This window comes from Gordonibacter sp. Marseille-P4307, from assembly GCF_900604965.1.
Taxonomy (GTDB): domain Bacteria; phylum Actinomycetota; class Coriobacteriia; order Coriobacteriales; family Eggerthellaceae; genus Berryella.
This window is the reverse complement of record NZ_UWPD01000001.1, coordinates 1,601,450-1,626,599: the sequence shown is the minus strand read 5'-3', so window position 1 is coordinate 1,626,599 and position 25,150 is coordinate 1,601,450. Positions and strand designations below refer to the sequence as shown.

At 60.5% G+C, this 25,150-nt stretch carries 17 protein-coding genes; 11 read left to right on the top strand and 6 right to left on the bottom strand.

Annotated elements, in window-relative coordinates:
* Positions 1–9: 9 nt before the first annotated feature.
* From EIH26_RS07420 to EIH26_RS07405, 4 genes are all read left to right on the top strand, one after another.
* The gene (locus EIH26_RS07420) at positions 10–1,212 is read left to right on the top strand and encodes an ABC transporter permease (RefSeq protein ID WP_124061567.1); all 1,203 of its coding nucleotides are present in this window, start codon (positions 10–12) and stop codon (positions 1,210–1,212) included.
* Positions 1,209–1,811, top strand: coding sequence for an ATP-binding cassette domain-containing protein (locus EIH26_RS07415; protein ID WP_124061566.1), 603 nt, complete (start codon positions 1,209–1,211; stop codon positions 1,809–1,811). The genes EIH26_RS07420 and EIH26_RS07415 overlap by 4 nt, the downstream gene beginning before the upstream one ends.
* Before the next feature lie 116 nt (positions 1,812–1,927).
* Positions 1,928–2,179, top strand: coding sequence for a nitrate ABC transporter ATPase (locus tag EIH26_RS07410; protein WP_241152810.1), 252 nt, complete (start codon positions 1,928–1,930; stop codon positions 2,177–2,179).
* 7 nt (positions 2,180–2,186) lie between these two features.
* On the top strand, positions 2,187–6,245 hold the full coding sequence (locus tag EIH26_RS07405; RefSeq protein ID WP_124061565.1) for an acyl-CoA dehydratase activase: 4,059 nt from the start codon (positions 2,187–2,189) through the stop codon (positions 6,243–6,245).
* Between the two features lie 96 nt (positions 6,246–6,341).
* On the opposite strand, the gene EIH26_RS07400 is transcribed toward EIH26_RS07405, so the two are convergent.
* The gene (locus tag EIH26_RS07400; RefSeq protein ID WP_124061564.1) at positions 6,342–7,217 is read right to left on the bottom strand and encodes an Mrp/NBP35 family ATP-binding protein; all 876 of its coding nucleotides are present in this window, start codon (positions 7,215–7,217) and stop codon (positions 6,342–6,344) included.
* Between the two features lie 232 nt (positions 7,218–7,449).
* On the opposite strand from EIH26_RS07400, the gene EIH26_RS07395 reads away from it, so the two are divergent.
* The 5 genes from EIH26_RS07395 to EIH26_RS07375 all read left to right on the top strand — a co-directional run bounded on the left by EIH26_RS07395 (position 7,450) and on the right by EIH26_RS07375 (position 13,294).
* Positions 7,450–8,799 (top strand): aminopeptidase C, encoded by a 1,350-nt coding sequence (locus EIH26_RS07395; RefSeq protein WP_124061563.1) that lies wholly within the window; start codon positions 7,450–7,452, stop codon positions 8,797–8,799.
* 364 nt (positions 8,800–9,163) lie between these two features.
* Positions 9,164–9,937: a MerR family transcriptional regulator gene (locus EIH26_RS07390; RefSeq protein ID WP_124061562.1), complete on the top strand. Its 774-nt coding sequence runs from the start codon at positions 9,164–9,166 to the stop codon at positions 9,935–9,937.
* 104 nt (positions 9,938–10,041) lie between these two features.
* Positions 10,042–11,382, top strand: coding sequence for an efflux RND transporter periplasmic adaptor subunit (locus tag EIH26_RS07385; RefSeq protein WP_124061561.1), 1,341 nt, complete (start codon positions 10,042–10,044; stop codon positions 11,380–11,382).
* Positions 11,382–12,104 carry an ABC transporter ATP-binding protein gene (locus EIH26_RS07380; RefSeq protein ID WP_124061560.1) on the top strand — a complete coding sequence of 241 codons (723 nt, stop codon included), beginning with the start codon at positions 11,382–11,384 and terminating at the stop codon, positions 12,102–12,104. The genes EIH26_RS07385 and EIH26_RS07380 overlap by 1 nt, the downstream gene beginning before the upstream one ends.
* Positions 12,101–13,294 carry an ABC transporter permease gene (locus EIH26_RS07375; RefSeq protein ID WP_124061559.1) on the top strand — a complete coding sequence of 398 codons (1,194 nt, stop codon included), beginning with the start codon at positions 12,101–12,103 and terminating at the stop codon, positions 13,292–13,294. Before EIH26_RS07380 ends, EIH26_RS07375 begins: the two co-directional genes overlap by 4 nt.
* Positions 13,295–13,451: 157 nt before the next feature.
* Here EIH26_RS07375 and EIH26_RS07370 read toward each other — a convergent pair whose 3' ends face one another.
* Positions 13,452–14,795: a sodium-dependent transporter gene (locus tag EIH26_RS07370; RefSeq protein WP_206424701.1), complete on the bottom strand. Its 1,344-nt coding sequence runs from the start codon at positions 14,793–14,795 to the stop codon at positions 13,452–13,454.
* Positions 14,796–14,905: 110 nt separating this feature from the next.
* Entirely contained in the window at positions 14,906–15,229 is a 324-nt protein-coding gene (locus EIH26_RS07365; protein WP_124061558.1) for a hypothetical protein, read from the bottom strand.
* 357 nt (positions 15,230–15,586) lie between these two features.
* On the opposite strand from EIH26_RS07365, the gene EIH26_RS07360 reads away from it, so the two are divergent.
* Positions 15,587–17,650 carry a translation factor GTPase family protein gene (locus EIH26_RS07360; RefSeq protein WP_164471021.1) on the top strand — a complete coding sequence of 688 codons (2,064 nt, stop codon included), beginning with the start codon at positions 15,587–15,589 and terminating at the stop codon, positions 17,648–17,650.
* A gap of 143 nt (positions 17,651–17,793) precedes the next feature.
* On the opposite strand, the gene EIH26_RS07355 is transcribed toward EIH26_RS07360, so the two are convergent.
* From EIH26_RS07355 to EIH26_RS07345, 3 genes are all read right to left on the bottom strand, one after another.
* Positions 17,794–19,599: an ABC transporter ATP-binding protein gene (locus EIH26_RS07355; RefSeq protein WP_124061556.1), complete on the bottom strand. Its 1,806-nt coding sequence runs from the start codon at positions 19,597–19,599 to the stop codon at positions 17,794–17,796.
* A gap of 176 nt (positions 19,600–19,775) precedes the next feature.
* Positions 19,776–20,708: an SPFH domain-containing protein gene (locus EIH26_RS07350; RefSeq protein WP_124061555.1), complete on the bottom strand. Its 933-nt coding sequence runs from the start codon at positions 20,706–20,708 to the stop codon at positions 19,776–19,778.
* Between the two features lie 69 nt (positions 20,709–20,777).
* Positions 20,778–21,218: an NfeD family protein gene (locus EIH26_RS07345; protein ID WP_124061554.1), complete on the bottom strand. Its 441-nt coding sequence runs from the start codon at positions 21,216–21,218 to the stop codon at positions 20,778–20,780.
* A gap of 793 nt (positions 21,219–22,011) precedes the next feature.
* On the opposite strand from EIH26_RS07345, the gene EIH26_RS07335 reads away from it, so the two are divergent.
* The gene (locus EIH26_RS07335; RefSeq protein WP_164471020.1) at positions 22,012–25,149 is read left to right on the top strand and encodes a molybdopterin-dependent oxidoreductase; all 3,138 of its coding nucleotides are present in this window, start codon (positions 22,012–22,014) and stop codon (positions 25,147–25,149) included.
* Position 25,150: the final 1 nt, after the last annotated feature.

Sequence of the window (25,150 nt, the reverse complement as noted above, 5' to 3'; positions counted from 1 at the left end):
GCTTTCGACATGGCGTTGCTCAAGGAGATAGCGCGACTCTTTCCGTTCGGTTCGGATCGAACGTCGTCCGGAGCCCTTTCCTCTTCGACACCGATGTCGGTTCCTATTTCCGAGGTGTCCCGGATCATCGGGTTGCCCGAGGAAAAAGTGGCCCAAATGATTCAGATGGTGCGCAAGAACGGCATGGACGAGGCTCAGATGAGCTCTATGGTCGCGATGGCCTCTTCGAAGGGTATGCCCGCAGATAAAATGTATGCGCTGCTTACCTCCTTGGGGGTGAGTGCGGAATCGGTTGTGCAGATGATGGAGGTTCACGGCGTCATCGCTTCCGACGAGGCGGATCGACTGCTTGCGCGCGAACGCGAACGCAGTCGCGGCAACGCCGATGCGGCGGCTCGCCGGGCGCGTCGGGACCTCGCGAAGAAAGCGGCGATCGTTCTGTTTTGGCTGGCCGTATGGCAGCTGCTTGATATGGCGATGGACAACCGGCTTGTGCTGGCGGGGCCGATTCGCGTGGCGCAGGCTCTGGCCGATCAGGCGGTCAGACCCGATTTCTGGGTAGTGAGCCTTGCATCGCTGGGTCGCATCGCCTTAGGGTTTCTGCTTTCGTTCACGGTGGGCATCGCGTTGGCGCTCGCATCGTATCGCGTGTCTTTGGTGCGCGATTTCGTAGAGCCGGTCGTGTCGCTTCTGCGCACCATTCCGGTTATCAGCATCATCATCATGCTGCTTATCTGGGTGGGAAACCAGATGCTGACCATATACCTGTCGTTTCTGGTTGTGCTGCCGCTTATCTATACCAACATGCTGGCCGGGTTCGACAACACCGATCCCCAGATGCTTGAGATGGCGCGCACCTACAGGATGTCGCGGTGGCGCACGTTCATGTACGTGTACCGTCCGGCATTCATGCCGTTTCTGAACAGCTCGAGCAAGATCTCGTTGGGATTGACCTGGAAAAGCGGCATCATGGCCGAGGTTTTGGCCACGCCGAAGCCTTCCATCGGCAAGGAGATGGCCCAGGCGCGCACGTACCTGAACACGCCCGACCTGTTCGCCTGGACCGTGGTGGTGATGGTGCTCAGCTGGTTGTTCGAGCGGCTGTTCATGGAGCTTCTGAAGAAGGCGGGCGCCTCGCTCGGTGGATTTCTGGGCATCCATGACGAGGGCGGGCCACGCGCTCGGCGCAATACGGAGGTGGATGGTCGATGAGCGTGCGGGTGCGCGGCGTCTGCAAATCGTTCGGTGCGCTGCGCGTGTTGGAAAACGTGAGTTTTCAGATGGACGAGGGCGATACATGGTGTCTGATGGGTCCCTCCGGTGCGGGAAAGACCACGCTTCTGCGGATTATGCTCGGCCTTGAAGCGGCCGACGACGGCGCGGTCGAGGGTTTGGACATCGGCGACGCCTCGGTGGTGTTCCAGGAAGATCGCCTGTGCAACGCGCTTACGCCGATCGAGAACCTGGCTCTTGTCATGCCCGGTCGGGCGAGCCGACGGGAATTGCGCGCCCTGCTTTCCGAGATCCTGCCTTCCGAAGCGCTTGACAAACCGGTTATCAATCTATCGGGGGGACAGCGCAGACGCGTCTCCCTGGCGCGCGCGATGGCGTATCCCGGTACGATGGTGGTGATGGACGAACCGTTTACCGGGCTCGATATGCAGACGAAGCGCACGGTGATCGATTTCGTTCTGCGGCATCTGAATGGGCGCACGCTGCTGGTATCGACCCACGGAGAGCGCGATGCCGAGCTTTTGGGCGCGCGACGGGTCGAATTGTTCGATCTGTCCGGTGAACATCGTCGGGCTTGAGCGCGACGGGGTAAGCGCAGGGGACAGATGAGGGGCCGTGTTCAGGGAGCAGGGCTTCGATGGCGCATCGCCGTCAAGCGTTCCTTGGCGGTAAGAGAGAGATGAAAGGCGTTTGTATGATTGAAATAGACGATACGCTGTGCATGCGCGACGTGGTGCTTGCCGACCCGCTCTTCGGCGATTTTCTTGTCGATAAAGGGTTTCCCTTCTCGATCGAAAACCCCATCACCGAACTGGTGAACTTCTCCGATGTGGTGCAGATGCGCAACATCGATCGCGAGGAGTTCCTGGCCGAATACGAAGCGTACCGCGAAAACGGAGGGGTTCTTCCCGAAGGCTGTGACGGACCGCGTTTCGCTTGCTTTTAGGGGATACGTGTTTTACCTGGGTTTGGACATAGGGTCTTCTTCGGTGAAGCTGGCCGTTATCGACGATGCGGGAGCGCTGCGCCACACGGCCTCGCAGGCTCACAAGGGGGCCGCCGCGTCGGCGGCAGCCGCTTTGGTGGGGTTGGCGCGCGGTGCTCTTGAACTATCCGACGAGAACTGCGGAGGCTGGTGCGTGACGGGATCGGGATCGTGCATCGTGCGCGATCGCGACCCCCGAACCCCGGTGCTCGAGGAGGTTCCGGCGCTTACGCGCGGCGCGGCGCTTCTGGCTCCCCAGGCGCGATCTCTCATCGAGATCGGCGCCCAGAAAGCGCTGTTCATCACCGGGATGAACCAAGGCAAGCCTCCGCGGTTCTCGGCGAACGATGGATGCGCTGCGGGAACCGGGTCGTTTTTCGAGGATCAGATGGAGCGCTTGGGCGCACGGATCGAGGATTATTCGCGGCTGGTTGCGCGTGCCTCTTACGTCCCGCGGCTTTCGGGGCGCTGCTCGGTGTTCGCCAAAACCGATATCATCCACCGTCAGCAAGAGGGTGTTCCCGTCGAAGATATTCTGCTGGGGCTTTGCTACGCTCTGGTGAAAAGCTACAAAGCGCTTATCGTGCGCAATCTGCCGGTGGAGCGTCCGGTGGCCCTTTCGGGGGGGTGCCTGCGCAACCAAGGCGTCGTTTCGGCGGTGCGCTCGGTGTTCGGCCTTGACGAGCACGAGCTTCTGATAGACGAAGGTCAGCTGTTCTTCCAAGCGGCGGGAGCGGCGCTCCATGCGCGCGTTATTGCGCGATCCGCTTGCGGCCGCGCGATCGGGAGCGGTGCGGATGAGGACATCTGCGCCGAGGAGGTGCCGGGCGCACCGTATGGAGAAAGGGATCGTCCCGATGTCCCCCTTGCGGTTCTGGTTGACGCGCTGGGCGCGGAGGTGGGCCGTGCGCCGCTCGTGCGGACCGATCCGCTTCCCGCGCTTTCCTTCGATCCCGGATGCGGCTTTCGGTTGCGTCCCGAGCCGTGGCCGGTCGATCAGACGGGCCTGACGCCCTGTTTCCTGGGTATCGACGTGGGTTCCACCAGCACCAACCTGGTGCTGGTGGACGAAGAGGGCGCCCTGCTGGACGCCCAGTACCTGCGTACGCGCGGAAACCCCCGGCAGGCGGTGCGCACCGGGCTGGAATCGCTCGGCGCGCGCCTGGGCGATCGCGTGGCGGTGCGCGCGGCGGCCACCACCGGATCGGGCCGCTCGCTGATCGGCGCGTTCGTGGGGGCCGATATCGTACGCGACGAGATCACCGCTCAAGCGCGGGCGGCCGCTCAGGCCGATCCCCGGGTTGACACCGTGTTCGAAATCGGGGGGCAGGACTCCAAGTACATCGCGCTGAAAGACGGCGCGGTGGTTGATTTCCAGATGAACAAGATCTGCGCGGCGGGCACCGGTTCGTTTGTGGAAGAGCAGGCCGCGCGCTTGGGTATTCCCCTGTCCGATTACGGCGACCTGGCGCTTTCGGCGCTCGAACCGGTCGATCTGGGCGAGCGCTGCACGGTGTTCGTGGAGACGGCTGTGAATGCGGCCCTTGCCAAGGGGGCGGACAAGCGCGACGTGGCGGCGGGTCTGTGCCAGTCCATCGTGCGCAACTACCTTCATCGGGTGGTAGGGGCCAACCCCGTGGGCGCGCGCATCGTGCTTCAGGGCGGCGTGGCCTACAACACGGGAATCGTGGCGGCGTTCAAGCAGTTCTACGGCGATCGCCTGACGGTTTCCCCTTGGTTCGCGGTGAGCGGCGCGGTGGGCGCGGCGCTTTTGGCGGCCGAAGCGGCGGGGGATGAAACCGCTTTCAAAGGCTTCGACCTGAAGGGTTCCGGTGCGGCGGCGCAGGCCGACGACGCGGCGGTTTCCATCGAGGAGAACCGCGCCCTGTTCCGCGAGAGCCGCGCTCTTCTGCTTTCCGACTACGACGGAGCGGTTGACCCCGGCAAGAAGACGGTGGGCGTTCCGCGCAGCCTGATGGCGTACAAACTGTTTCCTTTGGCGCACGCGTTTTTCCGTCAGCTCGGGTTCAACGTGATCATCTCCGACGAGAGCGGCGAAGATATCGTGCGCCTTTCCCAGCAGGCCGCTCAGGGAGAAACCTGCTATCCCGTGAAGCTGATATACGGGCATATGCAGCAGCTGCTCGATCGGGGGGTTGACTATATCTTCATGCCCTCTATTCATACCATACGTCATAAGCATTCGAAGCTCGCGCACAACTACGGGTGCCCGTATATGCATGAGGCGCCGCGTATCGTGGCCGAGGGCCTGAAGATCGAACAACATGGTGCGACGCTGCTTTCGCCCCTGCTGGATTTGGACTTCGGACAGCGGGCGATGGCAGATGCGATGCTCGGCGTCGGCGAGCAGCTGGGATGCGATCGGCGCTCGGCGGCGCTTGCGCTTCTGTCGGGAAGCCAGGCGGTTGCCGAATTTACGCGCAAGACCGAAGAGCTGGGCGAGCGCCTGCTTTCAACGCTTGCGCCTAACGAGCGCGTGATCGTGATGGTGACGCGTAACTACGGCATCGAAGACGCGGTGCTGAACATGGGGATACCCGATGCGTTGATCGATCGAGGGCAGAAGGTGATCTCCATCTCGCATCTGCACGGTCACGACTTGGACATCTCGGCGGATTATCCGAACGTGTACTGGCCGTTTGGCCAGCATATCCTATCCTCGGTGAAGATTATTGCGCGCGATCCACGGCTGTTCGCGGTGTACCTGACCAACCACGGGTGCGGACCCGACACCATGCTTTCCCATTTGGTGGCCGAGGAGATGGGGGACAAGCCCTATCTGCAGATCGAAGTGGACGAGCATTTTTCGAAGGTGGGTGTGATCACGCGCATCGAGGCGTTTTTGAACAGCCTCGACCATTACCAGGCGCTGCAGCGCAAAGCAGCCGATGCTCCGGACACAGCGGCTGCTGGGCCGAACGCGTCGGATCCCTCGCTTCGGCGCATCGATCAGAACACGCGCCGCCTTTCACGCGATCTGCCGGTAGCCGTTCCCGCGCTGGGGCTTCATGGGAAGGCGCTCGCTGCTTGGTTGAGTGCGCGCGGCTTCGATGTCCGTGCGGTATCGCTGAGCGATGCGGTGCTTGCGCGCGGCAAGGAATTCTCGACCACCAAAGAGTACCTGTCGTTTTCAGCGCTGCTCGGCCTTGCGCTTGAGGCGCGATCGATCGCAGACGGGCCAATTCAGCTGCTGCTTCCTTCGGGGGAAGGCGCCGATGCGGACGGTCAGTACGACAGGGTGATCAGAAGCATCGTCGAGTCGCGGGCTGCGGTCAAGACCCTTTACGTGGCCCCGCGCCTGGAACGTTTGCCGGAGGTGGCCGAAGATCCCGAAGGCTTGTTCAACTGCCTGATGGCCGCCGATGTAGCCGCGCTTCTTCCCGTCGATGAACGGGAGCGGATGCTTAAGCGGGTGAAGGGGTCTGCGTTTTCCTTCGAGGCGGTTGCCAACGAAGCGGCGAGGATCGGATGCATGGCGCTTCCGGAGGCGGTGAAGCGCATCGGCGTGGTGGGCGAGTGGCCGGTCGTGGTGGACGACTTCCTGACCGGAGGGGTTTTCGCGGATGCGGCGCACGCCCATGCGCGGTTCGTGCGCATGCCGTTTGCCGAGTATTGCTGGTTCTTATGGATGGATGCGGTGGGAGAAGAGGCCGATCAAAAGGTTTTGCTCGAGGTTTTAAGGGAGCGGATGGGCCGGATCCATCGCGCGCTTGGAACCGCCTCGCCGTTTGCCGCCGATGTGCGGGCGCTGCGGGCGCGCGCTGACGCGCTGGTGGGCAACGTGCGTGCCGCCAATGCGCGCTACCGTATGAGCAAGATGCACGACTTCGCCGATCGTTTCGACGGAGTTGTCGCGGTGGCGTCGATGTACGAGAACACCGATGTGATGCTGCAGCTTATGGAATCGCGCGTAGAACCCTCGACGCCGTGTCTGCACCTTTCGTTCGACGGTTCGCTCGATTCGTCCCTTGCGGAAAAGCTCGGCTCGTTTCTGTACTATCTGTAGGTGATGAGGGCCCCGTATCGTCAAAGGCCCTGCGGTTTAGGTTTGAACGGCCCCGTTTCCTTTGTCCAAAACGGGGCCGTTCGGTTTTAGCGGGCCCTAGCTTCGGGTCTGCGCGCTTTCGCCTTTGGCGTCGGCGAGGCGGGAGGCGATCTCGATCTGTTCGATGATGGGATCGAGCTTGTCGGACACGTCGTAATCCTCAACCTTGCCCATGTCGCATAAACGCGCGAACTCGGGATCGATGGGCAGGGTGGAGTACGCCGGAATCTGATAGCGCTTCGCCACGAAACGGCCCTGGGGCTCTCCGAAGATGAAGTGCTCTTTGTCGCATTCGTCGCACTTGAAGTACGCCATGTTCTCGACCAGGCCTATAACGGGAACGTTCATATCGTGCGCCAGGTTCACGGCCTTGCCCACGATCATGGCCACCAGCTCTTGGGGAGCGGATACGGTCACGATACCTTCCAGCGGGAAGGACTGCATGACGGTGAGGAAGATGTCAGAGGTTCCCGGGGGCATATCGACGAACAGGTAGTCTACATCCTCCCAGTTGGTCTCTTCCCAGAACTGCTTCAGCAGGCCGGTGATAACCGGTCCGCGCCAGGCGACTGCCATGTCTTCCTGGGGAAGCATCAGGTTCACGGACATCACTTTGATGCCGCTGTCGGTGAGGCCGGGGTTGATGCCGTCGTTGTCGGCGGTCAAGCGGCCGTTCATGCCGAAGGCCTTGGGGATGGAAGGCCCGGTGATATCGGCGTCCAGGATGCCGACCTTGAAGCCGCGTTTGTGCATCTGACTGGCGAGCAGGCTGGTGACCAGCGACTTGCCGACGCCTCCCTTGCCGGAAACGACGCCGATGACGTGCTTGACGTTGGCGCGGGCCGTTTTGGGCTTCTCTTCGGGGGCCGTGCGGGATCCGCAACCGGATACGCCGCAGCTCGAGCAGCTCGAAGCGCTGCATTCTTCAGACATGGTTACCTCTTTCCGTACGCGCGAAGCGCGAACCGTCCGGCCCGTCTGCGCTTTTCGATGGGTCGTTTCTCGTCGAACTGCCAGCATGATAGCACAAGGCCCACGGCCCTTTCGGGCTCTAAAACCGTTCTTGCGCTTGGGAAACGCATTGTGAACGATACGTTGCCGCATGGTATTCTTGTGGGGTTAGACAGGGGCCTTTCCGCCCGCTTTTCAGAAAGGATTGATGACCATGGACGACCTTTCGACCGTCACCGCCGCCGACGTTTCGGCCGCTTCCGAGTGCTTTTTCAGCCAGCGCGCCAACATCGTGGCGAAAAACGCCGTTACCGCCAAGGGGGTGCGCGCCGTCGCGCGCGTTCCCGAGGCCGCCGCTCTCAATACCACGACGTTCGACATCGAAGTGAAGCAGGGTGCGCGCACCGACCAGAAGCGGTCGGGGCGCTGCTGGATGTTCGCATCGCTGAATACCATGCGCATGCGCGTCATCGATGCGTACAAGCTGAAGGATTTCGAGCTTTCCCAGGCCTACCCTCTTTTCTGGGATAAATTGGAAAAGAGCAACTTCTTTTTCGAGAACATCATCGATACCGCCGACCAGCCGCTTGATGGGCGCCTCGTATCGTTTCTGCTTACCGATCCGGTGAGCGACGGGGGGCAGTGGGATATGTTCAAGGCCTTGGTGAAGAAATACGGCGTGGTTCCCAAGGAGGCCATGCCCGAATCGGCCTCGTCCTCCAATACGCGCGATCTGGACGGATATCTTACGCGCTATCTCAGGTCGAGTGCCCGCAAGCTGAGATCCGCGTTCGAGGCGGGTGCTTCGGCAGACGAGTTGCGTGCGCAGAAGAAGCAGATGATGGCCAACGTCTATGCGCTTCTGGTCACGTGCCTGGGAGAGCCCCCGGCGTCGTTTTCGGTGCGCCTGCGCGATAAAGACGACAAGATGGCCCTGTCGGGAACGTTCACCCCGCATGAGTTCTATGAGCGCGCCGTGGGGTTGAATCTGGATGATTACGTATCGCTGATCTCGGCCCCTACGGTCGATAAGCCTTTCGGTTGCACGTACACGGTGTCTCGCCTGGGCAACGTCGTGGAGGCGGGAGGCGTGCGCTACCTCAACCTGGAGCCTGCCGAGTTGAAGCGCGCTGCTATCAGGCAGCTTGAGGACGGCCTGCCGGTGTGGTTCGGCTGCGACGTTGACCAGTCCTTCATCCAAGAAGAGGGCATCATGGATCTCGACGCCCTGGCTATCGACGATCTGTTCGGGTTTTCGGTCGTGGGCGACTTCGACAAGGCCGCGCGCCTCGATTACGGCGAGTCGCTGATGACCCATGCGATGGTGCTCGAGGGCGTCAACCTTGACGGAAAGGGTCGGCCCACGCTCTGGAAGGTCGAGAACAGCTGGGGAAAGGACCATGCCAAAGACGGGTTCGATACCTTGACCGACGCTTGGTTCGACGAGTACGTGTACCAGGTGGTGGTTGACAAGAAGTATCTTACCGATCAGCAGCGCGAGGCGTTCGAGACCATGGAACCCATCGAGCTTGCCCCTTGGGATCCCATGGGCGCGCTTGCCTAAACAACCTATTTTCCAGGAAAGCATCTGAAAGGATCCTCTTGGCCGAGCATAAAGAGAATACCGACGGCTTAGGTTCCTGTGCGACTGGCCATCGACGCTGTTCGTGAAGCTGGTCATCAATCGCAACGGGGAGGATTCCTCGCACGGCGACGACGGCGAACCGCTGTAAGGTCGAGTTTCGATCTGATCGAACCGGTTCGTCTGCGCAGCGTACGAGGTTCGAACGTATGCTGCGTACTCCGATAGGGCTCCTTCCCATACGGGAAGGAGCCCTTCGTTACGTTGCGTCACCTGAATTTTTTTGAAAAAAAGCTTGCTTGTGACGTAGCGTGAGGGTGTTGGATGAGCGAAGGAGGTGATATCCATGTCGCAAGAAGAGAACGGAAAACTCTTCACCACCGGTGAGATTGCCGAGTTGTGCGGGATTTCGGTGAGAACGGTTCGGTACTACGACGATCGGGGTCTTGTGGTTCCTTACGTCCGGTCAGAGGGCGGTCGGCGGCTCTACGACGAAGATGCGCTCGGTCGATTGCGTACCGTATGTCTTCTGAAGGCGATGGGCTTGAGTTTGAAAACCATCCGCGAGGTTTTGGACAGGTCCGATGATGCGGCTGCTCTTGCATGCATTTTGGATGAGCAGGAAAAAGCGCTTACCGCGGATCTCGAGGAACGGCAGGGGATGCTGCGTTCGATCAGGGACGCCCGTACCGATTTAGAGCGAAGCGGCCGTATCCGGATGGGATCCGAAACGGGCATGGAAAGCATCATGATGAAGCAGGCAACCGAGAAAACAAGGCTCTATCGGGTGAAGCGCAGGATGGTTGTCGAGGGGATAGTGCTCGATGCGGTGCTGATTACGGCAGTGGTGCTGGGTGCGACCAGGGGAGAGTGGCTTTTCCTCGTTCTGGTCGCCCCTCTGGCCGCGCTTGTTGCCACCGAGCTTGCAAGAGCGTACCGTCGCGATGCGCGCTATGTGTGTCCGCATTGCCGCGAGACGCTTCGCCCCAGCCTGCGGGAGTTCATGTTCTCGAGCCATAATCCCGTTGCGCGCAAGCTTTTGTGTCCGCGTTGCGGCAAGCGTGACTGGTGCGCCGAGACCAGCGCGGATTCAATCGATCCGACGGGAAATGCAAGCTAGGTTTAAGGTTTCTGTAAGGATGATAGAAACGCTCTTTGATAGGATAATCTTGTTAGTTTGTATTCGTTCGTCTGGACTGCGCGAACCAGAAGAAAGGAACCGGAATGAACCCACCGATCCCCGAGCACGGTAAGCTGCCGGTTATGCCCCCGTCTGTAAAGGACCCGAGCGCCGCAGTCGAGCTGAACAGCTTCGCTCCGCTGGCCAGCGCGTCAAAGGCGAAGAAGAAAGGACCGAAAAAAGCGGTCGTCATCGCAGTCGTGGCGGTGGTTCTTGTCGCCGTGATCGGGTTTGCGATCAACGGTCTGCTGGGCGCTGCCGCTCCGAAGGCGATGGAGACGGTCGATGTTATCGAGGGGCCCTTCGAAGACTTGGTGCAGGGCAAGGCCTCGTTGCAGCCGGTTCGCACCATGGTCGCGTCATCCGAGGTCGACGGTATCGTCGCCGAGCTCAAGGTTTCCGAGGGTCAGCAGGTGAAGGAGGGAGACGTTCTCTACACGGTCAAAAACGACGATCTCGATACTGCGGTCGCCCAGGCCAAATCCGAGCTTCAGAGCGCCAAAGACGGCGTGACCCAGGCGCAGAATCGTCTGAACACGGCCAAGGCGACCCCTTCGGTCACCCAGTCGATGGACGCTCAGGGCAACACTGTTCTCATCGATAACACCGCCGTCCAGATCTCCGACGCGCAGTCCCAGTTGAATACGGCGAACTCCACGCTCACCTCGGCTCAGAGGTCTTACGATGCCGCTGTCGAAAAGGCGGACAAGCGCACGGTGCGCGCTACGGTATCCGGTACGGTTATCGAGTGCAACATCACCGAGGGGTCTTCGCTTGCCTCCCTCTCTACCCAGGGAAAGGCCCCGCTGCGTGTGGCGGATATGACGTCGCTCCAGGTGAAGGTGCCTGTTTCCGAGATCGACATCGTGAAGGTGAAGGAGGGTCAGAAAGGCGAGGTGACTTTCGATTCGTATCCCGATCTCGCTTCGGAGGCCACGGTTACCCATATTTCCCAGACAAGCTCCGCCGACACGGCTTCCCCTGCTGCGGGCGCTGCCGGTGCGGGATCGGCCTCTTCGACGGTTCGTTACGAGGTCACGCTGCAGATCGATTCTCCCGACGAGCGTCTGAAGAGCGGCATGACGGCGCATGTGAACATCGCCACGCTCAGTCTTGAGAAAACGCTTATCGTTCCTGCTATCGCCCTTACCGATGTCGACGGCGAGACGGCTGTGGCGAAGATCCCCTCCGGCTCCGATTCCGCTGCGGCCAAAGGCACCGATGCTGAGTACGTCAAGGTTAAGGTGATCGCTCAGAACACGAGCAGGGCCGCCGTCGAAGTGGTCGAGGGAAGCCTTTCTGCGGGGGATAAGCTGGGCATCGTTTCCGGTAAAAAGGCAGCAACGGAAGGCGACGCGACCCCCGGCGTGATGGTGGGTGCCTGATGAGCGCTCAACCGGTTATTCAGGTGGAGAACATCCATCGCATGTACGAAACCGCCGCAGGGCAGACCCATGCCCTGCGCGGGGTAAGCTTCTCCATTGCGCCTGGCGAGTTCGTGGCGATCATGGGCCCTTCGGGGTCGGGTAAATCGACTCTCATGCACACGTTGGGATGCCTCGATTCCCCTACCAGCGGAAGGTATCTGCTGGAGGGACGCGATATCGCCCGGTGCACCCAGGATGAATTGGCGGACATCCGGGCGACGCGCATCGGGTTCGTGTTCCAGGCGTTCAACCTGCTGCCGCGCACGACGGTTCTGCGCAACGTGATGCTGCCCTTGATGTACACCTCGTGTCCGGCTTCCGAGCGCGAGGTTCGCGCTCGAGCGGCCTTGGCGGCGGTTGCGCTTCCCGAAGAATACTTCGCCCATAAGAGCAACGAGATATCGGGCGGCCAGATGCAGCGCGCGGCTATCGCCCGAGCGTTGGTGAACAGCCCGGCGCTCATTCTGGCCGACGAGCCGACGGGCAATCTGGACACCGCGACGGGAGACCAGGTGCTCGACACGTTCTCGCGTCTGCGCGACGTCGGAAAGACCATCGTGCTCATCACGCATGAGCCCGACGTCGCCGAGCATGCCGATCGAACGCTCTACATTCGCGACGGACTGTTGTACGAAAGCTACGAGGGGATGCGTCGCGCCGGAAAGGTGATCTGCACATGAAACTGAAGGATCTGATGTACGAGGCGTACCATGCGCTCTCGGTGAACCGAATGAGGTCGCTTCTCACCATTCTGGGCATCGTGATCGGCATCGCTTCGGTCATCACCATGAACGCGCTCATCGGCGGTGTAGGCAAGTTGCTCACCTCCAATATCGGCGGCAACCAGATGCGCGTGGTGAACATAAGCCCCCTGGTCGAAAGCAAGCGCAGCGACTACGAGGCGCTGCAGCAGCAGATGCCCGAATACGAGCAGATCATCTTGATCCAGATGGCATCGGGCGAGCTGTCGTACAAGTCGAAAGCCGCCGCGCCTGTTCTGAAGGGCGTCGAGAACCCGTTTTTCGATGCGATGTCGTTGAAGCTTGCTTCGGGGAAGTTTTTCACGGCAGCCGAGGAGGAACGGGGCGACCGTGTGATCGTGGTGGGCCGCGGAATGCTTAAGAAGCTGTTCGACGATGAGGATGCCAAGGTGCTCGGACACGAGGTGTTCTTGAACGGAGACGGTTATGTGATCTGCGGCGTGTTGGATGGTAATGCAAGTTCGGTCAACTACGAAGCAGCCTACGTTCCCCTGAAGACCGCCGAGACGCGCCTGGGGGCGGGCGATTTCTACCAGGCTCTGGGCGTGGCCAAGGGAGAGCCGACTAAAGAGGAGATGAACGATCTGTCGGATAAGACGGGCAAGGTCCTTACCAAGATTTTGGGAGGGGCCAAGCCCGAAGAGACAGTGATGGTCTACTCGATGTCGGCCGTTCTCGACACGATATCGGTGGTGCTGGCCGGATTCAACGTCTTGCTGGGCGGCGTGGCGGCCATCAGCTTGCTGGTTGGCGGCATCGGCATCATGAACATGATGCTCACCAACGTAAGCGAGCGCATCCGCGAGATCGGTCTGCGCAAGGCGCTGGGAGCGCATGCACGCGACATCGTGCGGCAGTTCCTCATCGAGGCCGTGGCGCTTACGGTGATCGGCGGCGTGGTCGGTATCGTGTGCGGGTATGCCGGCTCGTATGCCCTGACGAAGCTCATAAGCGCGATTAATCCGTCGCTTGCGTTTTCGCCTGTCATCGATCCTGTGGCGGTTATGGTCGCCGTGGGCGTATCGGTGCTGATCGGAGTTATATTCGGATACTATCCCGCTTCGCGTGCCGCGCGTTTGGATCCCATCGAGGCGCTTCGGTACCAGTAGGCAGGCGACTTCAAACCCTCTTCTCGGTTAGGAAGGGCCCTCGGATGATACCGAGGGCCCTTCTTCTTACATGATGGTTCATTAGGCTTTGCTCGAGCAGGGCGGGAAGGCTTCACGCAAAGTCGGTCCATCTTGACTTTGTCCTGCGGGGGGAAGCCTATCCAATGCCGCCTAGAACAGAGCCCAGTACCAGCACCAGAACCGAGACGCCGACAAACACGTATTTGGCCAACGGGTAGAACCAGCTGCCCAGGGGTTTCGAGCGGCCCTTGTTAACCTGCTCCAAAACCCATTCCCTGTCGGACAACCAGAAAAACATGATGGCTGCGAGGCAGGCGCCTATAGGGCAGAGGTACACCGAGCAGACATCCATCCACGACGAGACGATTCCCTGGATGGCGATGCCTACAACCAGTCCGATTCCCCCGATGGCGAGGCACGCCGTGCGCCGTCCTACCCCCAGCATCTCTTCGAGGGTGGCGATGGGCGCTTCGAACAGATTGATGAGCGACGTTAAGCCGCCGAACAGGACGGCGACGAAGAACACTGCCATGAACAGCGCGCCTCCGGGCATGGTGGAGAACAGATTGGGCAGGTATATGAACAGCAGTCCGGGGCCTCCCTGGGAAAGCTGCTGACCGGCGAACGCCATGGCGGGGATGATCACGAGCGAGGCGACGACCGCGGCGATCGTGTCGAACAGCGCCACGTATTTAGCGCTGTTGGGGACGTCTTCGGCATCGGAGAGGTACGAGCCGTAGATGAGCGTTCCGCTTCCAGCGATGGACAGCGAGAAAAACGCCTGACCCAGTGCGTACACCCAGACGATCGGATCGGCCAGGCCGGCTGGATCGAGCAGGAAGATGTAACGGTATCCCTCGATCGATCCCGGGAGGGTGGCCACATAGACGGCCAGGCCCACGAACAGGCAGAAGAACAGCGGCATCATAACCTTGTTGGCCTTCTCGATGCCCTTGCTCACGCCGAACACGAGAATGCCGATGGCGGCCAGCATGCCGATGGTCTGCCACAGGGCGTTGCCCGATGCAACCGAACCGAATTGAGCTGCGAACTGCTCGGCACCCTGGACGTTTGCGGCACCTCCGGTGAGAGAGTCGAAGGTGTACTTGAAGATCCACCCGACGACTACCGAGTACCCGATGGCCATGGCGAGAGAGGTTGCCACCGGAACCAGTCCGAGTGCCGCTCCGACCCTGCTTGTTCCAAACCGCTTCTTCGTGGTGTTTGCAAACGCCGCGACCGGGCCGCCTTTTGCCGCCCGTCCGAACGACATCTCCTCGATGATGCCGGTTGAGGCGATAAGGACGACGAAGAGGAGGTAGGGGATGATGAACGTCGCCCCGCCGTAGGCGGAGACGCGCGTGGGGAACAGCCAGATGTTTCCCATTCCCACTGCCGATCCGATGCAGGCGAGGATGAATCCCCTTTTCGAGATGAAGCTGTCGCGCTTCGATGCGCGTTTCTCGGATTGAGCGTCCACGGTTCTCCTTACGGTTGAGCGTCGTGGTCGCTATTGTAGCGAAAAACCTGCGGACGACATGGTTTGTTTCGTCGTTCGGTCGTCTTTTGCGCTCGGAGCGCCTAAGGAGCCTATCGCTCGGCGTGCTTGCAGGTGATCAGGCGCTTAAAACCGGCCAGCACGACGGCGACGCCGCCTACGATGAGCAGTAGTCCCGGTCCGGGCAGGATCAGCAGCGGAATGCCGATAAGCACGGCGATGACGCCGAACACCATCATCACCAATCCCTTGATGCGCCAGAAAAAGCAGCGGGGGCAGGTGGCCGCCGATGCGCCGTCTTTCGTTGCGCACGGGTATGAAGCTGAGGCTCCCTTCAAGGGGGTTTTCGCGTCGGTGATGCGCGTAGAGGAACTCTCCACAGGGGTGATGTCGATTATGTCGTCGGTTCGGTTCACAGGGCTCCTTTTCTTGCGTGCGTTCATTCTAAAAGAGGCTCGCTTTCCCATCCGGATTGGGTTCCGTTTCGTTATGCGCTGTTGATATCCGGTAACTTGCTGCGCAAACGTTCATGCGCCCGACAGTTCGGCTGCGCGCTCCGCGGTTGGGGACAGGAGGTGCGCCTCGATGCGCATCGCCGATTCAAGCAAGGTGCCTGCTTCCTTGTGCGCATCGCGGTTGCGGCGCTATACTCTTTCCTGTGAGTTTTTGCGTTTTTGATTCGTCTTCGTTGGGTATTGGCTCGATTGCGGTGCGTGCCCCTCGGAAATGGTGCCGATCGGCGCGGCCGCTCAACAGGAAAGTTGGTGGTCAATATGGCAGCTCCTGCTACCGAACACGTCAGAAACATCGTGCTGGTCGGCCAAGACGGCGCCGGCAAAACATCGCTCGCTGAGGCGATGCTGCACGTCTCGGGTCGAACGCCTCGCATGGGAACGACTCACGACGGGAAATCTTACCTCGACTACGACGCGGAAGAGATCCGGCGCAAATTTACGATCAGCACCTCCATCGCCCCTGTTCCCTATAAGGATTACAAGATAAACCTGCTGGACACCTCGGGACATCCCGACTTCGTGGGAGACACCATCGCGACCATGAACGCAGCGGAAACGGCCTTGTTCGTGGTCGATGCCGTGACAGGCCCGCAGGTCATGACCACCAAGCTCTGGCACGAAGCAGAAAACCTCCGCCTGTCGCGAGCCGTGTTCATCAATCACATCGATCGCGAGAATGCCGATTTCGACATCTCGATGGCCCAGCTGCATGCGCGCTTCGGTTCTCGTTTGGGAGCGGTCGCCATTCCCATCGGAGTCGACAAAGACTTTGCCGGGGTCGTTGATATCCTGCGCATGAAGGCCCGTTATTTCGACAAGGACGGCGGCGCCGAGCGCGTCGAGGATATTCCCGCCGAGTACGTCGATGCAGCGGAAAATGCGCGTGACAAGCTGTGCGATCTGGTTGCCGAAGCCGATGACGAGCTGATGATGAAGTATCTGGAAGGGGAGGACCGCCTTACGCAGGAAGAGCTCGAGTCTCTTCTGAGCAAGGCCATCACCCAGGAGATGATCATTCCGGTATTCGTCGGTTCCACCATCATCGAGCAGGGCATCAAGGGCGTGATGGAAGACATCTGCACCTATTTCCCGCACCCGCGCGACCACGGGGCGTTTTCCTTGGCCGACGGAGCCGATATGCACATAGACGAACTCGGTCAGCCCGCCGGTTTCGTGTTCAAGACGGTAGCCGACCCGTTCGTCGGGCGCCTCAGCTACGTGAAGGTGCTCTCAGGCGTGCTTGAGCCCGGCCAAGAGCTGATGAACGTGCGTACGGGCAAGCGCGAGCGCATCGGGCATCTGTACGTGATGATGGGCAAAGAGGCGGTTGACGTGAAAAGCGCCAAGGCCGGTGACATCATCGTTATCCCAAAGCTGGTCGATACGCGTCTGGGAGACACCCTGTCGGTTACCGGCACGCTTGAAGTGGCCCCGCTTCCCCTGCCCGAACCCCAGTACCCGGTAGCTATCGAAGCCGTCAATAAAAAGGAAGAGGACAAGCTGGGAGCCTTCCTCGCCCGCGCAGCCGAAAACGATCCGACCCTGCGTATCGAGCGCAACGAGGAGACCCATCAGACCGTTGTCACCGCTATGGGGGATGAGCAGGTCAATACGCTGATGATTCGCCTTAAGGAGCAGGCGAAGGTGGAAGCGCGCTTGGTTGCCGTGCGCATTCCGTATCGCGAGACCATTACGAAAACGGCTCGGGCCCAAGGCCGTCATAAGAAGCAAACGGGCGGGTCGGGTCAGTTCGGCGATTGCTGGCTGCGCCTCGAGCCCAACTCCGGCGCCGGATACGAGTTCATCGACGAGATCGTGGGCGGCAAGATTCCCCGTTCGTACATTCCCGCGGTCGACAAGGGCGTGCGCGATGCCATGGAAGAAGGCGTTTTGGCGGGCTATCCGGTGGTCGATGTGAAATGCGCCGTGTACGATGGCAGCTACCACTCGGTCGACTCGAACGAGATGGCGTTCAAAACCGCTGCGCGCATCGGTTTTCGGGCGGCGTGTGAGCAAGCCGGTATGGTGCTGCTCGAGCCGATGGCCTCGCTTGAAGTGTGCGTTCCCGAAGAGTACGCCGGTGCGGTTATGGGCGATGTTTCCACGCGTCGCGGCCGTATCGTGGGCACCGACTCCAACGATGCGGGCGATACCGTCATCATCGTGCGCGTGCCCTACGCCGAAGTGATCGGTTACACGCGCGACCTGCGTGCTTTATCCCACGGTGCGGGCGAGTACTCCATCGTTGTCGAGGGCTACGAGCAAGCTCCGGCCAACGTCTCTGCGAAGCTGGTGGAAGAATACCGGGCTTCGAGGGCCTAAGGGGGTTTCTCGTCGGCTTTTCGGTTGGCGGATGCGGTGCGCGGCAGGCCGAGATCGACCGCCGCGCACCGCCGCATGTTTCAGGGGGCCGTCTTCGGGCGGCTGCCTGTGCGTTTTTCACCGCGCGCAGCGCTACGATTCGGCTACGATTCGAGGAACGATCCGGTTTGGCGGTCCCAGAGTTTCGCGTAGATCCCGTCGTCTGCGGTTAGCTGGTCGTGCGTGCCGTCCTCGACCACGCGCCCTTCACTCATCACGACGATGCGGTCCAGTGACGCCACGGTTGACAGGCGATGCGCCACAACGATGCAGGTGCGCCCCCTCATCAGGTTGTTCAGCGCATCTTGTACCAGATGCTCGCTTTCAGAGTCAAGTGCGCTGGTCGCTTCGTCAAGCACGAGGATGGGGCAGTTGGCGAGGATGGCCCGTGCGATGGCGATGCGCTGGCGCTGACCACCCGAAAGCTTCACGCCGCGCTCGCCGGTTTGCGTGTCCATGCCCGCGGGAAGCTTCTCGATGAATTCCAGCGCGTTGGCGTCGCGCGCGGCGGCCCAGATTTCCTTGTCGGTTGCATCAGGGCGCCCATAGGCGATGTTCTCGCGTATGGTGCGGTGGAACAGCAGCGGTTCTTGCGGAACGTAGCCGATCTGACTGCGCAGGCTGACCTGCTTGACTTGGCTGATATCCTGGCCGTCGATGCGTATGCTTCCCGACTGGATATCGGCGAGGCGAAGGAGCAGGCTGGTGAGCGTGGTTTTTCCCGATCCGCTTCGTCCGACGAGGCCAACACGTTGACCTGCGGGGATGTGCAGGTCGAAATGGTCGAGTGCGAATCCGCCTTCTTGTCCGTCTGCGTACGAGAAGGTGAGGTCGTCGATGTCGATCGCGCCTTCTCGCACGACGAGAGACCGCGCGTGGGGAGCGTCTTGCACCAACTTGGGCTCGTCCAGGATGACGGTCATGTCGTGGGCGTCGCCGAGGGCTCCGTTTACATTCTGGAACACGATGTTGATGAAGTTGAACTGTTGGGTGAGCGTGTAGGTGTAGGTGAACATCATGATGAGGTTGCCGGGTGTGATGTTGAACCAGGCGTTTCCGCCTGCGGTGAATATCGAAGCGGTGGCCATGATGATCACGATGATGCCTGCCGTGACCACGCCGCGGTTCATGCTGGCGCGCATGCGGGCCGATTCCGCCTTGCGCGCATGTTCGTTTGCGACATCGAACAGCTGCCGCTCGAACCCTTCGCGCCCGCAGGTCTTCACGGCCAGGATATTGGTGACGCTGTCGGAGAGCTCGCCCGAAAGGCGGCTTTGGGCGCTTGCGGCGCCGGCGTTCAGGGGAAGCACCCGCTTGTACATGAGGTAGGCGGCTGCGAGGTAGACAACGAGCAGCGCTCCCAGCACGGCGGCGTAGGCGGGCACCACGCTGCCAAGGATCGTCATGGTGAAGAACACGCTGGCGCACGTGGGAACGATGCTGAAAAGCAACGATCGGCACAGATCCCGATATCCGCCTATGAACTTTGAGGTTTGCGCCACGAGACTTCCCCCGAAGCGGTTCGTATGGAAGGTCATCGATTGGTTCGACAGGGTGTCAAAGCACAGGCGGGCAAGGTCGTACGCCGCTCCGATCTGCAGCTTCCAGTTCATATAGTCCTGCAGCTTGCTGCAGATCTGTCCGAGTAAATTGGTGAGGATGAGCGCGGCCACCAAAGGGCCGAACGTGGGTAGAACCTGATCGGAGGCGACGCGCTCGACGCTGACCAGATCGACGATGCGCCCCATGAGGTAGGGGTTTCCGTAGCTGAGGAACAGCGAGTAGCCCACCGATACCAAGATGGCGGCTGCGAACACGCCTTTGCGGTTCGCCGTCACTCTCATGAAGTAGTGTAGCGTGCGGCGCGTGACCGATTGCCCGCTTGCCGTAACATCCGTCTTCTTTCCCATAGCCCCATCTCGTTCGATCCCGCTACGCGCCTCTCCCGCGTTATGCGCAGATGATGCGGGCAGGGTCGAAGGTCTGTCGGTTTTACCCTGCTCACTCCAAAAAGAAGCGCCCGACGAGGGGCGCTTCTCAAACTGCCTGCAAGACATTATACGCCCGTATCAAACGGGTGTGCGCGTTATGCCTGATCGTTACCCTTCTCCGACACAACTTCCTTAAGGGAGGCGGCCAAGCCGGCTATTCCCTGGATATCGGAGGGGATGATGAGTTTCGTGGCCTGACCCTTGGACACTTCTTTGAGTGCCTCGAAGGACTGCAGGGTGAGCACTGCATGGTCGGCTCCGGCTTCTCGCACCATGGCGATGCCGGCGGCGGTTGCCTGCTGCACGCTGCGGATGGCCTCCGCCTGACCCTCGGCTTCGCGAATCTGACGCTCTTTCTCGGCTTCCGCAGCGAGGATGATGGCTTCCTTGTCGGCTTCGGCGGCAAGGATCTTCGCCCGCTTGTTGCCCTCTGCGATGGTGATGTCGCTTTGTTTCTGGCCTTCGGCAAGCAGGACGGCCTCGCGTTTCTCGCGTTCGGCTTTCATCTGCTTTTCCATGGCCTGCTGGATGGCGGCCGGCGGCGTGATGTTTTTCACCTCGACACGGTTGACCTTGATTCCCCAGGCATCGGTGGCCTCGTCGAGGATGGAGCGCATCTGGGCGTTTATGGTATCGCGCGACACGAGCGTGGTGTCCAGATCTAGGTCGCCTATGATGTTGCGCAGCGTCGTGGCGGTGAGGTTCTCGATTGCGACCATGGGGTTCTCCACACCGTAGCAGAAAAGGCGCGGGTCCATAACTTTGAAGTAGATGACCGAGTCGATGGACATGGTCACGTTGTCCTTGGTGATGACGGGCTGGGGAGGGAAGTCGGCCACCTGCTCTTTGACGCTGACGTGCGCGCGGATGCGATCGATGAAGGGGATCTTGACATGCAGGCCGTTATCCCAGGTGGTCAAGTACGAGCCGAGACGCTCGATGACCACGCGCTCGGCCTGGGGAACCACCTTGATGCAGGTGATCGAGAAGAATACGAGCAATGCGATGAGGACGACCACGAGTTCCATGAAAAACCTTTCTCTGGGTTGCGATGTATCGATCGAGAGCGCGACAGGCGGCGCTTGGCCGCACGAAGCCTAGGATCCGTCTGCCCCTTCGGGTTGAACGACGAGCCTGATGCTGCGCTGTTCGACGATGCGCACCTTGGTGCCGGCGGGGATGGTCGATCCGTCGCAGGAATCGGCGGACCACGACATGCGGTCGGGCGTTTCAACACGCCCGGTGTGAGATGCGGCGTCGATGCTCTCGGTAACCAAGGCGCATTGCCCGACCGGGGTAGGGTCGGATGCCTTCTTCGATGCCAGGTGCTTCAGGACCAGGGGCCTGAACGCAAGCAGGCATGCAATCGAGATGGCTGCGAAAACGAGCGCTTGGACGACCTGATTGGCCCCGAACCACGAGACCACGTAGGCGGCCAAGGCCCCGACGACGAACCACACGGTGATGATGCTGATCGTTCCCGCTTCGATGACGCCCATGATGAGGGCGACGCCGAGCCACAGGTTGTTGGGATCCATAGGCGCCTCCTTCGACCCATTGTACCAAACAGGCGGTCCGGACATCGGGTGGCGACTTGCTGTTGTCCCCTTGCACGGGAGGGAGCGGCAGCGGTGCCCGTTTGCGCTTCGCGGCACTGAGCGAGGGAGCGACGTTGAAAAAGGTGGCGTCCTATACGATGTGATGCAATCGACCTGGCACTTCAAGGTCCGCTATGCCAATTTCCATCGAACTATGACGACACGTTAACTTGATTGTGAAGAAGTAGTGTATACGTAACACTGATTTGACCAAAGAGGTGTCGACAATACCTGTCTGGAGGGCTCGATAGAAACTGATGATGCTTGCTAAAGAATGATTACGACCTGATCAAACATTCTATACCGACGAGGGTGCGCGGGCGGTGGGCCTCTCTGCCTCGCTTCAACCCCACCGTTACTTGTGCGTTACCAAGGTCGCTCTTCTCCTTGAAGTTAACATAATCGCAGGTATTGGGGACGCATCGTCCGATTTGAGGCAAGCGGGCGCGGTTTTTCTGCGTTCGCGCTCTTTTCGTGCGCTTCCCCAAGATCGGAAGGCGGTTGCGCAGTGCGACGCTGCTGCGTTTCGCGAAGGAAGTTCGAAGGGGGAACGCAGCGTTAGCTGCGTTCAGAGGGCACCTTGACGGACGGTAGGGTGGTTTTCGCGAAGGGCATGGGTTTCGCGGTTCCGATTCGTATGCGTGGGAGAACCGTGGGACCGGGGGTTCGGCGCAGATCGCATGCAGGAGTGGGCAGATCGCACGCGATCCGCGATTACGAGAGAGGAGTGCGTATGAGCATTACAAGAAGGGGGTTCCTCAAGGCGACGGGCCTGGCGGCAGCCGGGTCGTTCGCCTACGAGCTCTCGCGTCAGTCCGAGGCGTTCGCGTTCAACGCCGTCAAGGACGACTGGAAGCTGGTGAACACCGAGGAGTACACCAACATCTGCTGCTATTGTTCGGGCGGTTGCGGAGTCATCTGCTCGGTGCGCGACGGCGAGCTGGTGGGTCTGGAGGGAGATCCCGACCACGTCATCAACGAGGGGGCTCTGTGTCCCAAAGGCGCGGCGATGTTCCAGCTGCGCAACGTGGTTGATCCGGCGACGGGAAAAACCATCCGCAACCCCAACCGCGTGACCAAGCCCCAGGTTCGACGCGCCGGCTCGTCTAAGTGGGAAGACATCACGTGGGATCAGGCGATGGATGAGATCGCCGCTCATGTGAAGAAAACCCGCGACGAGTCTTTCATCACCGAGCATAATGGCGTGACGGTGAACTACACCCCGGCCATTGGCTCGATGGGCGGCTCTCAGCAGAACTCAGAGGAGCAGTTCCTCATCTTGAAGGCCATGCGCACGCTCGGCCTCGTGGCCATCGACAACCAGGCACGCGTTTGACATAGCTCCACGGTTGTCGGTCTGGCACCCACATTCGGTCGCGGCTCTATGACGGGTCATTATTGCGACTTCAAGAACACGGACGTCATCTTGTCCTGCGGTTCGAACAATCTTGAGAATCATCCGATCAGCTCGAAATGGACGCAGCGCGCGCTGGACAAGGGCGCGAAATGGATCGTGGTCGATCCCCGTTTCACGCGCACGGCTGCGAAAGCGGATATCTACTGCCCCATCCGCTCGGGCACCGATATCGTCTTTTACGGCGGCATGATCAACTACATGATCGAGAACGATCTGTGGCATCGCGAGTTCGTCATGGCGTATTCCAACATGAGCTACCTGATCAACCCCGATTTCAACTTCGATGTCGAAACGGGCCTGTTCAGCGGCTTCGATAAGGAAAAGCGCGCATACGATACCACTACCTGGGGATACCAGGTTGAATCGACCACCGAGTGGGATACCTCCGAGGGCGGGGCGTATGCTTGGGTGAAGGGCGAGGGCGTTCCCTCGTTCACCACGCCGAAGGTCAAGGTTCCCAAAAAAGACGAGACGCTTCAGGATCCGAACTGCGTGTATCAGATCATGAAGAAGCACTACTCCCGCTATACGCTGGAGAAGGTGTGCGAGGTGTGCGGCATGGACCGAGAGACCCTGAAGGAGGTCTACGATCTGTACTGCTCGACCAGCGCCGCCGACAAGACGGGCACCATCCTTTACGCGTTGGGGCAAACGCAGCACCACTACGGCGCTCAGAATACGCGCATGATGGCCATGATCCAGCTTCTGCTGGGCAACGTGGGCAATCCCGGCGGCGGCCTGAACGCCCTGCGCGGCGAGCCCAACGTTCAGGGAGCCACCGACATGGGCATGACCGTGTTCGATCTTCCGGGGTATCTGCATTGGCCCCATGTCGAGGAAAGCCCCAGCCTGCGTGCTTGGTGCGAGCACGAAACCTACGCGGCGGGCTACTACACCAACAAGCCCAAGTTCATGGTGTCTTTCCTGAAGGAGTTCTTCGGCGAACACGCCACCGCCGACAACGACTACGGTTACGACTGGCTGCCCAAGGTGCCCGAAAACGGCGAGACCTTCACCACCACCGGTACGTTCGAGTTGATGGACCAAGGCATCATGAAGGGGTACTTCGCCTGGGGCCAGAATCCCGCTCATTCCGACGCCAACACGAAGTTCGTCCGCAACGCGATGTGCAATCTGGATTGGCTGGTGGTCGCCGACTGGTCCCATACCGAGACGGCGACGTTTTGGAAGGCCCCCGACATGGACGCCTCCAAGATCGACACCGAGTGCTACTTTCTTCCCGCAGCGCTGATCTACGAGAAGGCGGGTACCATCTTGAATTCGGGTCGCTGGTTGCAGCAGCGCTACAAGGCGGTCGATCCGGTGGGCGACGCGAAGCCCGACTACGAGATCGTCGATATGCTGCGCACGCGCATCTGCGAGTTGTACAGAACCGAGGGCGGCGTGTGCCCGGAGCCCATTCTGAACGCGCAGTGGGATTACTACATCAACGGCAAGATCGACCCGCGTCCGGTTGCCTGGGCCCTCAACGGCTACGATGCCAAGACGGGCAGGCTTTTGTCCGGATACGGCGACCTGAAGGCGGACGGCTCCACAGCCATCGGCATGTGGATCTACTCGGGCTTCTACAACAACGATGCCGAGAAGATGAACCCCAGCGCCCAACCCACGGGTCGGCGAAGCCACGAGGATCCCGGCAACCTGGGCGTTTATCCCAACTGGGCGTTTGCCTGGCCTAACAATCGCCGTCACCTGTACAACCGCTGCTCGGCCGATCCCAGCGGCAGGCCTTGGAACGAGAAGAAGAAGCTCGTGTGGTGGGACGGCAAGAAATGGGGTCACTACGACACCCCCGACTTCACCTTCGAGAAGAAGGGCGCCGACGGCACGATGGTCCCGGTCGCACCGGACTCCAAGGCGTTCATCATGAAGTGGGAGGGCGCAGGCAACCTCATCACCACCGGCATGAAGGACGCGCCTTTGCCCGAGCACTACGAGCCCTTCGAGTCGCCGACGCGCAACGTGATGAACGGCGCCGAGCATTCGCCCATGATCCGCTTCGCCGAGAACCAGTCGGTGAACAAGGGCGATCGCTCGCAGTACCCGATCGTGGCCACCACGTACTCCATCACCGAGCATTGGCAGTCCGGCGGGCAGACCCGCGCCTGCCCCGCTCTCGACGAAATCGCCCCCAAGCAGTTCATCGAGATCTCGCCCGAGCTGGCGGCTGAAAAGGGCATCGAGAACGGAGATGCGGTTCGCGTATTCAACAACCGCGGTTCGGTGAACGTCCATGCGATGGTGACCAAGCGCATCCGCCCGTTCATCATCAACGGCGAGACGGTGCACCAGATCGGCATGCTCCACCACTGGGGTTGGGCGAACATCTACTCAACGGGTGACGTGGTCAACGACCTCACGCCGAACGTGGGCGATCCGAACAGCTACATCCCGGAATACAAGGCGTTCCTCGTGGACGTCGAGAAGGCATAGG